Consider the following 15,691-nt stretch of genomic DNA (forward strand, 5'->3'; position numbering starts at 1 on the left):
TTTCTCCTCATCACGATTAACGCTCGGTCACGGAACAGCTTTGCTTCTGTTCATCTCCAGATTGTCTTTCCTTTGTTTGCTCCTTCACTGCTTTCAGCCATGGCAGTTCTCTCTTTTAAGGGGGAAAATCAAAGTACTCGATCCTTCATCGATAATAGATATTATCTATAAACTACAAGAAACAAGGTGAAATGTCAAGATTTTTCAAGATTTTTTCAAACCTTTTGATCGCATATTTTCAGCCTTTTTTGTAAATAGTGGACGCGGTGATCATTCCATTGTACCAAGTAAAAAATGCGCGCCAAGTTTGCTTTGCTTTTCGTTCAAATTGGGTTATGCTGAGTAACAACCACAGCTAAAAAAAGGAGTCTGATTATGTCTTTATATCCTGGCTATATCCGCAAACCCCATTATTACGAAACCGATCAAATGGCCATCATTCACCACAGCAACTATATCCGCTGGTTCGAGGAAGCCCGTGTCGAACTTTTGGCTTATTTAGATTTGCCGTATCATACGATTGAATCAGTAGGCCTGATTGTCCCAGTTTTGGGTGTGTCTGCGCAATATAAACAAATGATTCACTATGAAGACGAAGTTTTGATCAAGGTATTGGTCGATAAGTACACAGGTACACGTTTGGATTTCCGCTATGAAATCTCTAAAACCAGCGATGGTCAATTGACGACGATCGGTACTTCTCAACATTGCTTCTTAGCCAAAGAGACAAACCGTCTGGTACAGTTAAAACGCCAATTCCCTGAGATCCATCAACGCTTTGCTGACTATGCTGCCCTGTCTGAAACTACGGCAAAAGAGGCCTGATCGAGGCATTATACTTGCTTTTTGAAACTGCTTTCGTATAATCAAAGGTAATTTCAGGGAAGGAAGATGGCGATGTACGTTATCAAAGTTTTGCATGGGTACATAGGCAAAGATGGTCGTCGCACACGTGAAAAAATTCCAGACAAATTATGGGTCTTTGAAGATCGGCAACAGTCCGAAGCATTTGCAGCTAAAATTGGTGGTCGCGTCAAACCGTTGAAAGAAGTCAAACAACATACGTAAACAAACAGCAGCTGGATTCTTTTATCAAAGAATCCAGCTGCTGTTTGTTATCTTCAAAGCGTTTAGTCATCGATTTCCGTTTCTAAGACTTCGCCAGTTTGGGCATTGATTTTGACATTGGTTTTGGTATTTCCCTCTTGCACCTTGACTTCCCAATACGTCACATTCATTTCTTTATCCAGATCCCAATCTGTGGCTTCGCCGCCACCCACTTCTTGGAGAGCGATATCGGATATTTCAGTCAAGGACAGTAAGTCTTGCGTGTCCAATTGATCTTCGGCCTTTTTGACGCCGTTTTGTTCATCTGCATCTAGTTTTTCTGTCCGCTCATCAGAAACCGATTTGGTTTCTGCATCGATCGTTAATTCATATTCGTTGGTATCGTCTACACCTTCGATTTTATAAAAGTAATTACCGAAAGTCGTGTCCAATTCCAAAGAAGTGACGACGGCATCCGGATACGTATCTTGAAAGATTTGGATAGCTTCATCCACAGTTACTGAAGGCAAGTCCCCTGTCGCATGTGCCGTCTCCCCGCTGGCGCTTTGCTCGGTTGAAGTTGTGGCAGACATTGCCGTTGACGCACTGCTGTCAGTGCTTTGTGCTGAGCTGCTTTGCGTCGTGTTTTGGGTGCATCCAGCCAATAATCCGAGAAAGGCAATCCCCATAAAAATCGTTGTTTTCTTCATTTGATGTTTCCTCCTATAAGCTTTCTTGTTTGTACCTTTAGCATACCAAGTACGCGATCAAAAAGAATCAAAAATGCTTGAAGGTTAGATGAAGAAATGTTCATTTATTCTTTACTCAAAGGAAAACAAACCGTAAACACACTTCCCTGCACTTGATTGTCCGTCACAGTGATCGTTGCGTGGTACTGATCAGCAATTTGCTTGACCAATGCTAAGCCGATCCCTGAACCGGCGATCTCACTCGATCGGGAATCCTCTACACGATAAAAGCGATCAAAGATCCGCTCTTTCTTATCATCAGGAACCCCTATGCCTTGATCCGCCACTGTCAAACATACCTGACTGCCTTGTTGACAAAAGCGCACATGGATCATCCCATCATCCGGGGAATATTTGGCTGCATTTTCCAGCAGATTTTGCGCAATTTGTTGAAAATCGGTTTTTACACCTTTCATCAGCAGTGGCTCGTCAATCGTATAATCGATGGTTTGCGGACTAACGATCGCTTGTTTTTCGCATATTTCTCGGATCAGCTGGCCAACATTCAACGTTGCTGTCTCTCTCTTCACTTGTTGCCTGTCCATATCCAGTAATTGATTGCTCAAGCCCTCTAAGCGTTTGGATTCTTTATCGATAAAGGCTAGAGAGGATGGAATGATCTCCGGATGTGCCTCACTACGGCGCTGAATCAGTTGAACGTGTCCGCGAATCGCCGCTAAAGGTGTGCGCAATTCGTGTGATGCATCAGCGATAAACTGCTTTTCACGGGCGATCGTTTCCCGCTGGTCTTTCAGCAGTTGATTGAAAGAAACAGCGACTGATTGAATCTCAACAGGTTCGTCTACCACTGTTAACTCTCCCTGCCCACCCGACTCGATCGCTGTAATTTCACTGGCCATCAAGGTCAACTTTCGACTCCATTTGCCTACTCGCCAATATATCAACAGACTGCCGATCACAACCGCGGCAAGATTCAATAAGCTGCTGATCCACAACAACCCATAGGCCAATTCCACACTAGCTTCTGCATTCATCGCGACGTTGACTTGGTCTCCATTGATGCTTTCCGTTTTCGAAAAATAAACCCCTTCTTCACTAAAAACTACGCCTTCTAGCAAAGGCGTGATCTTGCCTGCAGCCAATGCAGAAAACACTTCCTGCCCCTCTTCGGATACGTAGACTGTGCCATCTGGCTGTTGTACCCGCAATGCATTTTCTTCATCTGCAGATACATAAGCATCGATCAAGGACGACCATCCGCTTGTTGCAGCATGCCCTTTTTCAATAGCCTCAAAAACATTGTCTGTTTGATCCTCGATCCGCTCATACAAAAAGCCAATCGACAGAACAATAAACACAACATTGAAAAACAGCATCACTGCGCCCAGCAGCAGCGAGAACTGCCGTGTCAGCTGAAACTGGGCGGTATGCCTCCACAGGGTCTTTTTGTTATTGCTCATTTGCTGCCCTCAAAACATAGCCCACACCACGGACAGTTTCAATGACCTCTTCTGTGATGTGTACAGCCAGTTTGTTGCGTAGTGTCCGAATGTAGACATCTACTACATTGGTTTGTCCGTCATAGTGATACCCCCAGATCTCATTCAATAAATCATCTCGGGTTTTGACAATGCCTGGTTCTTTCATTAATTCATATAAGATGCCAAATTCCTTTGGGGTCAGTTCAATGCGTTCGTCCTTGATCGTGACCAAATGTTTGGCCGCATCTAAGTGCAATCCACCAGCCGTCCATTGGGTTTGGCTGCTGTGCTGCAATTGTGCCATTTTCGCTATGCGCCGTTCAATCACACGAATTCGTGCAAACAGTTCTTCGATATCAAAAGGTTTGGTCAGATAATCATCTAAACCGACATCGAGTCCTGTCACAATATCCGCCGTTTGGTTTCGCGCTGTCATCATGATGATTGGCACCTCACTGTTTTTTCGTATCCGGCGCGCAACAGTCATGCCATCGTAAATAGGCAGCATCCAATCCAATAAAATCAAATCTATCGAAGTCACCTCTTCTTGAAACATCGTCAATGCTGCTTGACCGTCTTTGGCCCACAGCGTCTGATATCCCTCAAAATGCAATTCTTGTTGGATAAAACTAGCTAAACTTTCTTCATCTTCTACAATCAAGATTTTGAAAGACATATGCTCCCTCCTAACGCTCTCTTTTGTTCTATCTTACCGGATAATCTTTCTTGCCGCTAATCGATTGTGCCAAAATTTGATGAAGATTTTTTCATATAGTGATCGAATCACAAAAAAACCGTTCCCTCTGCAACAGGAACGGTCTATCAGATTGATCTTTGCTCATCGTCTGCCACCATACCTTCGGCCAAGCGAATCACTTGCGGACAGGTTCTTCGCAGAAATTCTTGATCGTGGCTGATCACTATAAGCAGATCCACTTCTTTGGCAACTTGCTGAAGTAACGTACTGACGGCTTCCATTTGCCGCAGATCCAATCCGCTGGTAGGTTCATCAAAAAACAAGAAACGTTTTCCTGATAACAAGGCACTGCCAATAGCCACTCGCTGTTTTTCGCCGCCAGATAAACTTTGCGGGTGACGTTGCAGCAATGCAGACAAATCCAGCAAAGCAACGATTCTTTCGAAGTCCGCCTGTTTCTCAGCTTTGATCAGCAACTCTTTTTCTACGGTCTCAAAAAACAACTGTAAATTGACATCTTGCATCACCAGAAAGCTATTTTGCAACAATTGTTTTTGCGAAATTGCTTGTCCATTTATATGAAAGGCAGTTTTTGACGCCTTCTTTAACCCTGATAACACTTGAACCAATGTTGATTTTCCCGCTCCATTGGGTCCTGTAATGCCGATTGCTTGTTTCATCGGTAAGGTTAACGCAGGGATCGAAACAGCCCAAGGACGGGTCGCTTTTTTTCTGGTTTGTTTGATCTTCAACCCTGTGATCACCAACGCTTCATTTTTTTCTGTATCAATGTATCCACCCTCATTAAAATCTACAGGTTCTTGCAGCTGCCTTAACCCCAGATCATGGATCATCTGCGGACTAAAGGAGAGGATTTCATTTGCTGGATAAAGCTTTTTGATCTGTCCTTCTTCAAGCAAACAATAGCGATCCGCTAATCCAGTCAGATACGCCAAGCGATGCTCCGCGATCACGATGGTTTTTCCTTGCTGCTTCAAGGCAATCAATGCATCAACCAACTTCGCCAATGCCCCATCATCCAGATTACTTGAAGGTTCATCCAATAAGAATACATCGTGGGGCAGCATCGCAGCCGCAGCCAGTGCCACAAGCTGCTGTTCGCCTCCAGACAAATCAAAGACACTAGCAGATAGTAAATGGGCAATCGCAAATTGTGCTGCCGTTTCCTTGATTCGCTGCCGAATCAAATGAGGGGCAATGCCAGCATTTTCCATTGAGAAGGCCAATTCAGCATAAACATCTGTGGTGAAAAACTGGGTCTTCGGATTTTGAAAAACGACCCCAATTTTTTGGGCATAGGCTGAAAAATCAGCTACCGGCAACGAGATATCGTCCACTTGGATCACACCGCTGACCGTTGCTGGATACAACTCTGGAATCAAGCCATTCAATACATTTAAGATCGTTGATTTACCGCTCCCGCTGGCACCGCACAAGACGATCACTTCGCCAGAGGGAATCATCACGGAGACATCTGTCAAAACAGCTCTTTTTTCTCGTATCACCTGAACATTTGCCAATCGAATCACGTAAGCCACACCCCTCCCAATAAAAAGCCGCAAAGGACCAACAAGACAAACGCATCACGCCATTGCAACTTTTGATCGTAGACAGTTGTATGCCGCGTGTCTGTCGCCAGCCCCCGCACCAATGCAGTGGCAGATAATTCAGTAGCGGTCTTTTCCGCAGACATCAGCAACGGAATCAACAGATATTCCAGGGATTGGATGGGATGCAAGAACAACGAAGCGCCATTCATGCCAATTCCCCGAAAGCGCATTGCTTGCCGGATCCGTTTAAAATCTTGGATCAATGTTGGGAAAAAGCGAAACAATACCGCCAATGGAACCAACAATACGTTGGGTATGTGGATTTTTTGCAAAGCCGCCATCCATTCGCTATTTCTCGTGCCGCTGACTGCGAAGACTGCTGCCATGATCGTGGGCAGCAACCGCCGATAGCCGACCGAAAAGAAATCAAGGATGAATACCCACAGATGATCACCTTGGGCAAACAATCGCTGGTCCGTCCAAGTCAAAAACAGAAACAATAGATACAATGCGAGCCCTTTTTTCCAAAAACCACTCCATACAAATAGCAGGAAGAGACATGTCACGAATAGACATTCCTCTTCCCAGCCAACGGGGATCATCATTGTAAAACTAGCGCAAAGAATCACAGCTAATTTGGTCCGGGGGTCAAAAACTGATTTATTCACCACAAGTCATCCTTTTTATTCTTGATCGGCAGGGCGAAAATGCTTGTCATATAACCGGCTGCCTATAAATAATCCCACAATGGCGCCTATCAAAACAGCCACTGCACAGAACACAAACATCGCCGTCGTCGTATGAGCAAAGACTCCATTGATGTAGGCCTCATCTTTTCCTCGGGCAATCAAAGAATCTATATAAGCATTCTTCATCAGCCATAACGGCAAAATCGGTCCCATCAAGCCAAAACTAAACACAATATAACTGACCATCACCTTGACTTGTGCCGCCAATTTTGTACGATAGAGAATCAAGTCTGCAGCAAGTGCGCACAGCATATTGGGTAAAAATGCCAATGGAAAGTGGCCTGAAATCAAAAAAAAGAGCCCGACAACGGTACCCATAATGGTGATAGCGCCAAATTTTGGTACTTTGTTCAATAAAATAAGATAAATCACACCCGAAAATAATGCCGATACTGCAGGAATAAATAAATTATGAAAACCAGGGATCACGAATCTTAAGATCAATAAACAGACACTCATCAATAGAAAGTAAATAGCCGTATAAATCCCAATTGCAATCAAATCTTGTACCTTTAACTTCTTCACTGTTGATACGCTCCTTTTGTTGAACAGAGAGGATATACAACCATTTGCCTCACTCTGTCCCTTACGCAAATTCTTTGTTACAAAGTTTGAGTATAGCATAAATGGCACCACAAACAGATGAAATATGCTCGCAAGGAGGCACGCCGCTCCTTGCGATTGCTTTTTCATCCTCTTCTCACTCTTTTTACGGCATGCATGATTGATCAATAAGCGGAAGATTGATAGGCACCGACATCGATTTGATCCGCTACAACCCGTGGATTCCCTGCAAAATCTTTGTCGCCTACCCAAGCATTGACTTGTGCTGCACCAATGGCTTCGGAGTTTGCTTGTAATCGAAAATCATCTTTGTCCTCATCTACGAATAATGGTGAACCAGTATAATTATGCGCTGTAACGATATGGGTCAAATCGCCATCAAATACTTGTCCTTGATAAAAAATATTGTTCAATACCTGATTGCTGTTGGTCTGTGCATGGTATTGAACCAACACATGGACAGCATTGTCTACCAACGTATTATTCGTGATCACAATATCTTCTGCACGCCCTCGAGAGGCATCGTATCCCCCAAATGCAATCCCCGCAATGGCTTGACACCGGTAGACCAAGTTGTTGCGAATGGTGATCTGCTTGGTCGTTTTGCCCTTATGTTCACTAGCAGCTTCAATGCCAATATCACAAGCATAGACTGTATTGCCTTCGATCACGATATCTTGCCCACCATCGACATAAATGCCAGCTGCGGAAGCTTCCATATAAGACGGATTCTCTTTGGTTGAATTTTGCCATACACGGTTTCCTATGCAAATACCTTTACGCACACGATCGTTTTCCGCGGCAGTTCCTTCAAACCCGATAAAATCAATGCCTATATTATCATTTTGATAGACCTCATTTTGACTAATCAAGAATTCCTCAACATGGCCATTTAAGACAACAGCTTCGCTCAAACCCAACCGATTTTCAAAAACACGGCAATTAGCAATGACCAAGTCGTGGATCGGGTGATCTTTATCGGTTCCATAAACTGCGATACCATGCGCATTGGCAGCTTCTACATTGCGATTGGTCGTACTGATCTTAGAGACGTCACAGTCCGAGATGTTCAGATGATGGCTCGCTCCTGTGATCAATATGCCCACCGGGACTTGATCATTATCAGAAGTCAAATTGCTGAAAGACAATCCTGAAATGTGGATATAAGACTGGTCATTGATATTTACCAATCCTTCCATATCATCTGTAAGCATTACGGCACCGCCATCGATGGTCACAACCTCATCTTGGTAGTTGGTCAGTGTCAGCCACGCTTCTGCCGTTCCCGAACGATCAAAAGTCAATTGTTCATGATATGTCCCACCCCTGACGGTGATGGCATCGCCAGGCTGGGCAGCGGCTAAAGCTGCACGGATGGTTTGGTACGGCGCCGCAAATGAGCCATCCCCGTCATTTTGACTCGTTTGATCTACATAAACATCTCGTGTATTTTTGACATCGAGCTCCTCGAAATCAGCCACGGATATATCTCCCGGTACGGCATTTGGCTGCATTCCACGACCGTAAAGGAAAGCAAAACCAACCATACTGATGCCTATCGTCAGTATAACAATGCCCTTGACTAAATTATTTTTCATTTTCCCTCCATGGCACAATGCATAGTTTTTTTTGTGTGATGCCTCTTATTGTAGCAGAGATCATTGTCTATAGCTTTGCTTATTGATTGATTCAGTGGACTTTCCTAACTAGAACGCGGTGTGGCAGATAATTTCATAAACAAAAAACCTCACTTCATCTGAAGTGAGGACATTGATTATTTGTTTAAAGCGTCTTTTGCTTGGTCAGCTAAAAAAGTTAAATAAGATTTACTTCGTTGTGGGCACAAAAAAAGCCAGACGCATCCGACTTTTTCAAGTGCAAACCGAAGTAATACACCGCTATTTAATGAACCAATAGTACCATGAGGCATTTAAAGAGTAAAGAAAATTATATTATCCAATTGCAATATAGGTTTGTAATCCTGCTATTTTTCTTCTAGCATCAGTACCCAATATTTCACTATAAGCATGCATTGGAATAGATAGATACAGGTGTTCTCTTTTTTTATCAAAATTTGATACAATACGCTTCAACTCTGTTTTTGTTGTATACTGTATTTTCATTAAAAATATGAGTAATACTAAAAAGTCTACTATACTTTCAAAATCAATAGGTTTGATCCCAGTTGCACTTTCTAAAAAGCGAATAAATTGAGAAGAAAAATTTCTATTATTAAATCTGCAATCAAAAATCATAGAATTATGCATGGTTGCGTTTCTTAGTCCAGTTAAACTGAAAATAATATTCTCCAGCATTCTTCCATTTTGATTAAAACCAGTGTGATGCATATTCAATATTTCCGTAAACTGAATTCTATATGAAACATCCATACATGAGATAAAATTACCAAACTCTCCCATAGTTGTTACTTCAAAGTATGCCCATAGAGGAAGTGGCTTACTACTGTGAAAAAAGTGCTGAATACATGGATGGGCTTTAGAATAGTTATACGCAATAGTACTATCTATCTTATTTCTTAATTCTAACTTCTTATTCAAATATTTTTTAAAATCCTTACTGCCTACAGACTTTGCTTCATAATCATTTAATTTCTTTTGATAAATACTTTCTAAATCGGATTCATTATTTTTAACCAAAAAATCAATCAAGCGATTCTTTAAAGAGGTTTCTATCCTCATGAGCAAAGGATAAAATATTGTTTTCACTTCAATATCAAAATCATAAATAGCTTTTACTTCTTGAAAAGTATGATAATTTTGCAAATTTGAACTCCGCTTAATATACCTACTTGCTTTGTATCCATGATAATACCCCATATTTAAAAGGTCTTGCTTTTCCGTAGTTCCGTTGATATCTATGCCATGAGAATTGCGAATATGTCTCATTAAACCATCTGTACTCTTTCCTTTTTTCATTCTTCACCCCAACTTCCTTACATACTAATGTCTACAAAAATTATAGTCGCAATCTTTCCTTCTTTAACGTGCAAATTGACTTGTTCATTCTAATGCCTTTCCTTAATTGAAAATTTTATGCTTTAAGAAAACATACGCTAAAAGTGAACAGTTTTTATTATATCCATCCATACTGCATGAATTGAAATAGATCATTATTTAGCGATACGAGGGCTTAGAAAGATAATAAATAGTAAGATGAATATTTTAAAAATGGGGAAATCACCATTTTTAAAACAAAAACCCCCGCTCAATGAGCGGGGGTTAACGTTGTTACCAACGATTGATTATTTGTTTAAAGCGTCTTTTGCTTGGTCAGCCAATGCAGTAAATGCTGTTGCATCGTTTACAGCCAAGTCAGCTAACATTTTGCGGTTGATGTCGATTTCAGCTAATTTCAAGCCGTGCATCAATTTTGAGTAGCTTAAGCCATTCATACGAGCCGCTGCGTTGATACGCGCGATCCATAATTTACGGAAGTCGCGTTTCTTTTGACGACGATCGCGATATGCGTAACTGTATGATTTCATTACTTGTTCTTTTGCTGTTTTAAATAAAGTGTGTTTAGAACCGTAGTAACCTTTTGCTAATTTAAGCACTTTTTTACGACGTTTACGAGTTACTGTTCCACCTTTAACACGTGCCATGTATAATTCCTCCTAATTTGAAAATCACTCATTATTTGTTGACGTAAAGACTGGTGACGCAATTATTTCATGCGTGCTAATTGTTGACGGATACGTTTGTAATCGCCAGCTGAAACCATTGAAGCTTTACGCAATTGACGACGTTGTTTTTTTGTTTTGCCGTGGAAACGGTGACTAGTAAATGCACGGAAGCGTTTCAATCCGCCGCCGCCAGTACGTTTGACGCGTTTTGCTAATCCGCGGTGTGTTTTTTGTTTTGGCATAACTAATTTCCTCCTCAAAATCTTTCGTTATCTGACTTTAAACTGAAACTCAGTGAGTCATTATTTATCGTTTTTTGGTGCTAATACTAAGAACATACTGCGGCCGTCCATTTTGGGCTTTTGCTCAACGGTTGCCAAATCAGTTGTTTCCTCAGCTAAACGATCCAACACTTTCTGACCAATTTCTTTATGGGTAATGGCACGGCCTTTGAAACGGATAGAAGCTTTCACTTTATCACCTTTTTCAAGGAATTTACGTGCATTACGCAATTTTGTGTTGAAATCATTCACATCGATCGTTGGACTTAAACGAACCTCTTTGATACTGATTACTTTTTGTTTCTTACGCGCTTCGCGGTCTTTCTTTTGTTGCTCGAAACGGTATTTTCCGTAATCCATAATTCTTGCTACTGGCGGTTTTGCATTTGGTGCCACCAATACCACGTCAAGGTTTGCTCGTTCTGCAATTTGTAATGCTTCAGCTTTACTCTTTACACCAAGTTGTTCGCCGTTTTGATCAATCAAACGCAATTCACGTGCACGAATGCCGTCGTTTACCATCATATCCTTTGCTATGGTCATTCACCTCCGAGTTTTTTGAGAGAAAGAAAAGCTTGTCGATTCGAAATCAGACAATAAAAAAAACGAGTTCTTCACGAACCCGCACGTATTCCATACAAATAAATGATTGGAATCCTATTCTGCCCAGCAAGATCATCACTCAGGCGAGAAGCGGGTGCTTCTACTTTTATTTCTCAACTCTTATAGTATACAGTCTTCCACACCACTTGTCAATGTTTTTACACAAAAAAACCGAGGCACTTCACCTCGGCTCTTAAGATTATTCAGCTTTCAATGCAGCCATTGTAATGTAGTTGTATGGTTGGTTGAAATGCGGTAAGAAGAAAATGTCTAGTAATTTCATCTTGTCGATGGTCACGCCTTCTTCGATCGCCAATGAGAACATGTGGATACCCATCGCAATTTCAGATGTGCGTGATGCCATTTGTGCCCCTACGACGCGACGAGAGTCTTCTTCATAAACGATCCGGATCTTCACTGTCGCATTTTCTTTCATGAAGCCTGGTTTTTGTGTATCTTCATAATCTGAATATTTCACTTTCAACCCGTTGCGTTCAGCTGCTTCCACAGATAAACCAGTTGAAACCATGTTATAACCGAAAATTGAAATACCGTTTGAACCTTGAACGCCTGTTGATTCTAATGAAGTGCCGCCAATGTTATGGGCAGCAACGATTCCTGACCGAACCGCATTGGTTGCCAATGCAATATAAGTTGTTTGTTGTAAAGCATTTGAGTAAACTGTCGCACAGTCACCCACTGCATATACGTCCGCATCACTTGTTTGTTGGTGACGGTCTACTAGGTATGCCCCGTTCGCAAACAATTCTAAGTGATCTTTGCCTAATTCGTTGTTTGGCAAGAAACCGATCGCGTTGATGACTAAATCAACTGGGTATTCACCACTGTCAGTGACAACTGCTTCTACTTTATCTGTTCCTTTGTATTCACGCGCCAATTCGCCGAAATGCAATTCAATGCCATTGTCTGCTAGGTTGACATCCATATCGTCAGTGAACCATTTGTCATAGTAGTTTGGCAATGCACGTGTTGCTGCATCAAACAATAGAACATTTTTGCCGCGGCGTTTTGCTGCTTCCGCAATCTCTACACCGATGTAACCAGCACCGATGACTGCTACGTTTTTGACTTCATCTGAAGCCAATTCTTTATCCACAGTTTGACCATCTTGGAATTTTTTCAAGAAATGGATGTTCTTCAAGTCACGACCAGGTACTTTAGGTGAGATTGGTACAGAACCTGTTGCAATCACAACTTTATCGTAAGATTCAACGACTTCTTCACCAGATTGTGTCACAGCGTGAACTTCTTTTTTAGCAAAATCGATATGGTCAACAATTGTTTCCATGTAGATTTTAGCACCTTTGGCTTCAAAGTCTTCGCGTTTGGTATAAAATAATCCTTCATATGAGTCGATTTGACGACCAACCCATAAAGCAGTCCCACAACCTAGGTAGCTCAAATTGGTATTTCGATCGATCATAACTACTTCTTGATCTTGATAATTGTCTAATAATGTATTAGCGGCTGCGATCCCTGCATGGTTCGCACCGATGATGACTGTTTTTGTCATGGAAAATTTCCTCCTTTTGTTTACATTGTCATTATAGCTAGATTGTGAAAAGAACTACTATCAACTTTTTCGGGTTTTTCAAAAAAATTGACAGTTTTCGCAAGACTCCCCCCTCTTTATTGCATGAAACTGATGGATAAATAGACCCGACAATCTCGTCCGAAGACAAGATTGTGAATTTTAGAATAAATTTTATGCTCGGTTTCGACCAATTTAAAAGCATTCCTGACTGCCATTGAATAAATTTCACAATCTCAAACAAAGATTCAGCAAGAATACATCCCGCAAATCACCCCTCATGGTATACTAGAAAAAAAAGTAGGAAAGGAACATTCTATGACTAAAAAAAATCTACCCCTCCCTCCATCGCTTCCGACACTCATTTCAGATGATTTTTATCTTGAAGAGGAAAAAATATTCGAAGGGGCGCTTCTTGAGGACGCTGATTGCAGTTATGACACGTGCAAAAATTTGCTTTTAAAGCAATGCCAACTCAAAAAAATCACCCTGCAAAAAACCCGACTTGAACAATGGGAATGTCAACATGTCGTGTTTGAGCAGTGTGATTTTTCGAATCTTGAATGTTACGGCGCTAGTTTTCATCGGGTGGTCTTTAAGCAATGCAAATTGACTGGCACCAATTTTGCGGACAGTTACTTTCGCGATTGTACCTTTATCGATTGCACCGCCAACTTCTCTTCCTTCAGCAATACCAATATACGCACCATGCTGATCGATCATTGTCAGTGCAACGATAGTGAATTTACAGAAGTCGATTGGAAGCACCTGACCCTAAAGGAAAACCAGCTGAATAACAGCAATTGGTTCCATACAAAATTGGCATCATTAGATTTCAGAAGCAATCGCTTTGAGAAAATCGCCCTTTCTATGGCGCAGCTGAAAGGACTTGTCGTTGATCAAGAACAAGCCTTGATCATTGCCGCAGGTTTGGGCTTAGTCATCGATTAGCGAATGCGCCGCCAAAGGGCTACTAGCATCCAAATCGACAGCACCAAACTGATCAGCAAAGCGATCCCCCAGCCAAATACAGAATTGGTAAAGGGCAAAGGTACGTTCATGCCGAAGAAGCTAGTGACGATCGACGGTACGGTCAACAACAAGGACCAAACTGTCAAAAATTTCATGGTATCGTTCAAGTTATTGTTCAACAAGTTGTTGTAAGTGCCTGACAGCTGTTCCAAAATCTGAAAAGCCAGCTGCGTCATTTCCACCGCTTGCTTGGCTTCGATCAGTGCATCATCCAGTTGCTCTTTTTCGTCAGCATCCATCAAGCGGTATATCGACAGGGCTTTGATTTGTTCCAACAATACTGCATTTTGTTTGGAAGCAGACACCAAAAAGACAAGCCCCACTTCTAAGTCGGACATCTGCAATAGATTCTTGTTCGTTGTTTTTTCGCGTAGTCTTTGATTGAGTCGAATACGGTCACTATTGACTTCTTCTACCAGCGGGAAGAACGTCCCTGATATCAAAAATAGACTTTGAAACAAAAAGTGGATGGGTGTTTGCATCGGTGATTGCATGATCAGACGCTCCATCATTGGAATCACATATTGTGTATGCTGTGAAGAGAAGGTAAACAATTGCTGTTTTTTCAAAATAAAGGTTATCGGACTTGTTTCAAAGTGATTGTCCCGTTTGTCTTGCTGCGGGACATTGTACACCACCAACAAGGCAGCTTCATCCGTATCATATTCCACCCGTGCGCGTTCATTTTTGTCCAATGAATAGGTCAGCATCTCATCTGACAAGTGGTATTCTTTTTGTAAAGCAGTAATACTCGCGGCATCTTGTTGGTCCACTTGGATCCATTCGTAGTTGCCATCATTGAATAAATGTTTCTTTTCCAAAGCGTTCCCTCCAGTCTTCCTTTCTATTATAAAAGAAAAAAAGCCCAAAGCCCACTTATAAGCGGTCTTTGGGTCAATCGATCAATTAGCGTACGCCTTTCAATGCGTCTTCTACCATGGTCAACACGGCTTGTGCAGCTTCCGGATCTTCGACAAAATTGAAACGATCGCCGTCGATTTGAATTTTGGGACTCTCGTTATAGTCCGCATACCATTGATCATAGCGCTTATTCAATTCTTCATAATAATCGTACAATGTTGGATCGAAGGTCAACTGCTCGTACTCCCGGCCGCGTTTTTGGATCCGTTCTAGCATCGTGTCAAAAGATACTCGGATATGTACCAATAGATCAGGATGTTTTTTGTAGGCCGCATAGGGTAATTCTTCCAACATGTTGGCCAATAATTCGTCATAGACTTTAACTTCTGTATCAGTTGCTCGTCCCAAATCAGCATTTAAATGGAACAATAATGAATCTTCGTAAATCGAACGATCCAGCACATTGTTGTCGTCTGTCATGGCTTTCTTGATACTATCAAATCGTTTATTCAAAAAATATATTTGCAGTAAAAACGCATATTTGTTTGGATCTGCATAAAATAATGGCAGCACTTCATTGTCATCGATCGATTCATAAAAGGCTTCACTGCCTAAATGATTGGCAATCAATGCTGTTAAACTTGATTTGCCGGCACCAATCGTTCCTGCTAATACGATCACGCTCATATCCCCCAACTCACTTACACTAAATATTGTATGTTTCTTTTGCGATATCAACTATACAACACTATATCTTGTACCGTCAACTAAAATTAATGAAGCATACATCAAGTTTTTTTTCAATAAAAGTTTAAAGATTTTTGCTTTTTTTGCAAATCTCTGTCGGAATGCTTAACGAATCAGTCATCTTCTAGTAGAATAGGAAAGGATCTTTCATTC

17 protein-coding genes and 2 other annotated features (1 of these 19 running past the window's edge) are annotated in these 15,691 nt (G+C 41.6%); of the genes, 3 read left to right on the plus strand and 14 right to left on the minus strand.

All coding sequences use genetic code 11. The features are described from left to right. Nucleotides 1-158 (minus strand) — a binding site (T-box leader) (it extends 49 nt beyond the left edge of the window). A 217-nt stretch (nucleotides 159-375) separates the two neighbouring features. Further along, nucleotides 376-825, plus strand: coding sequence for an acyl-CoA thioesterase (locus AEQ18_RS04105; protein WP_054115096.1), 450 nt, complete (start codon nucleotides 376-378; stop codon nucleotides 823-825). Nucleotides 826-897: 72 nt separating this feature from the next. Next, nucleotides 898-1,068 carry a hypothetical protein gene (locus AEQ18_RS15730; RefSeq protein ID WP_162838219.1) on the plus strand — a complete coding sequence of 57 codons (171 nt, stop codon included), beginning with the start codon at nucleotides 898-900 and terminating at the stop codon, nucleotides 1,066-1,068. A gap of 62 nt (nucleotides 1,069-1,130) precedes the next feature. Here the strand turns inward: AEQ18_RS15730 and AEQ18_RS04110 are convergent, their stop codons facing one another. The 12 genes from AEQ18_RS04110 to nox form a co-directional block, all read right to left on the minus strand. Further along, nucleotides 1,131-1,757, minus strand: coding sequence for a PepSY domain-containing protein (locus AEQ18_RS04110; RefSeq protein ID WP_054115097.1), 627 nt, complete (start codon nucleotides 1,755-1,757; stop codon nucleotides 1,131-1,133). 104 nt (nucleotides 1,758-1,861) lie between these two features. After that, nucleotides 1,862-3,217 carry a sensor histidine kinase gene (locus AEQ18_RS04115; protein ID WP_054115098.1) on the minus strand — a complete coding sequence of 452 codons (1,356 nt, stop codon included), beginning with the start codon at nucleotides 3,215-3,217 and terminating at the stop codon, nucleotides 1,862-1,864. Beyond that, nucleotides 3,207-3,914 carry a response regulator transcription factor gene (locus AEQ18_RS04120; RefSeq protein ID WP_054115099.1) on the minus strand — a complete coding sequence of 236 codons (708 nt, stop codon included), beginning with the start codon at nucleotides 3,912-3,914 and terminating at the stop codon, nucleotides 3,207-3,209. Before AEQ18_RS04120 ends, AEQ18_RS04115 begins: the two co-directional genes overlap by 11 nt. Nucleotides 3,915-4,060: 146 nt before the next feature. Next, nucleotides 4,061-5,485, minus strand: a complete 1,425-nt coding sequence (locus AEQ18_RS04125) for an ABC transporter ATP-binding protein (RefSeq protein ID WP_054115100.1) — start codon at nucleotides 5,483-5,485, stop codon at nucleotides 4,061-4,063. Further along, nucleotides 5,482-6,174 (minus strand): energy-coupling factor transporter transmembrane component T family protein, encoded by a 693-nt coding sequence (locus AEQ18_RS04130; RefSeq protein WP_054115101.1) that lies wholly within the window; start codon nucleotides 6,172-6,174, stop codon nucleotides 5,482-5,484. The genes AEQ18_RS04125 and AEQ18_RS04130 overlap by 4 nt, the downstream gene beginning before the upstream one ends. A 15-nt stretch (nucleotides 6,175-6,189) precedes the next feature. Next, on the minus strand, nucleotides 6,190-6,780 hold the full coding sequence (locus tag AEQ18_RS04135) for an MptD family putative ECF transporter S component (RefSeq protein WP_054115102.1): 591 nt from the start codon (nucleotides 6,778-6,780) through the stop codon (nucleotides 6,190-6,192). Nucleotides 6,781-6,983: 203 nt separating this feature from the next. Further along, the gene (locus tag AEQ18_RS04140) at nucleotides 6,984-8,417 is read right to left on the minus strand and encodes a right-handed parallel beta-helix repeat-containing protein (protein WP_054115103.1); all 1,434 of its coding nucleotides are present in this window, start codon (nucleotides 8,415-8,417) and stop codon (nucleotides 6,984-6,986) included. Nucleotides 8,418-8,771: 354 nt separating this feature from the next. Beyond that, nucleotides 8,772-9,755: an Abi family protein gene (locus AEQ18_RS04145; RefSeq protein WP_054115104.1), complete on the minus strand. Its 984-nt coding sequence runs from the start codon at nucleotides 9,753-9,755 to the stop codon at nucleotides 8,772-8,774. Nucleotides 9,756-10,081: 326 nt separating this feature from the next. Next, entirely contained in the window at nucleotides 10,082-10,441 is a 360-nt protein-coding gene (gene rplT / locus AEQ18_RS04150; RefSeq protein ID WP_054115105.1) for a 50S ribosomal protein L20, read from the minus strand. Between the two features lie 62 nt (nucleotides 10,442-10,503). Further along, nucleotides 10,504-10,704 carry a 50S ribosomal protein L35 gene (gene rpmI / locus AEQ18_RS04155; RefSeq protein ID WP_003128650.1) on the minus strand — a complete coding sequence of 67 codons (201 nt, stop codon included), beginning with the start codon at nucleotides 10,702-10,704 and terminating at the stop codon, nucleotides 10,504-10,506. Nucleotides 10,705-10,764: 60 nt separating this feature from the next. Beyond that, nucleotides 10,765-11,286, minus strand: coding sequence for a translation initiation factor IF-3 (gene infC, locus AEQ18_RS04160; protein WP_054115106.1), 522 nt, complete (start codon nucleotides 11,284-11,286; stop codon nucleotides 10,765-10,767). 48 nt (nucleotides 11,287-11,334) lie between these two features. After that, nucleotides 11,335-11,458, minus strand: a sequence feature (ribosomal protein L20 leader region). An 87-nt stretch (nucleotides 11,459-11,545) separates the two neighbouring features. Continuing rightward, the gene (gene nox, locus AEQ18_RS04165) at nucleotides 11,546-12,880 is read right to left on the minus strand and encodes a H2O-forming NADH oxidase (RefSeq protein ID WP_054115107.1); all 1,335 of its coding nucleotides are present in this window, start codon (nucleotides 12,878-12,880) and stop codon (nucleotides 11,546-11,548) included. Nucleotides 12,881-13,216: 336 nt separating this feature from the next. Here nox and AEQ18_RS04170 point away from each other — a divergent pair, with 336 nt between their 5' ends. Continuing rightward, the gene (locus tag AEQ18_RS04170) at nucleotides 13,217-13,849 is read left to right on the plus strand and encodes a pentapeptide repeat-containing protein (RefSeq protein WP_054115108.1); all 633 of its coding nucleotides are present in this window, start codon (nucleotides 13,217-13,219) and stop codon (nucleotides 13,847-13,849) included. Here the strand turns inward: AEQ18_RS04170 and AEQ18_RS04175 are convergent. Beyond that, nucleotides 13,846-14,751, minus strand: a complete 906-nt coding sequence (locus AEQ18_RS04175) for a magnesium transporter CorA family protein (protein WP_054115109.1) — start codon at nucleotides 14,749-14,751, stop codon at nucleotides 13,846-13,848. The two genes, AEQ18_RS04170 and AEQ18_RS04175, sit on opposite strands and share 4 nt — an antisense overlap. An 85-nt stretch (nucleotides 14,752-14,836) precedes the next feature. After that, complete coding sequence (locus AEQ18_RS04180; RefSeq protein WP_082348597.1) at nucleotides 14,837-15,478, minus strand: deoxynucleoside kinase; 642 nt, start codon at nucleotides 15,476-15,478, stop codon at nucleotides 14,837-14,839. Between the last annotated feature and the right edge of the window lie 213 nt (nucleotides 15,479-15,691).

The organism is Enterococcus sp. RIT-PI-f (assembly GCF_001297065.1).
In the GTDB taxonomy this organism is placed as follows: domain Bacteria; phylum Bacillota; class Bacilli; order Lactobacillales; family Enterococcaceae; genus Enterococcus_D.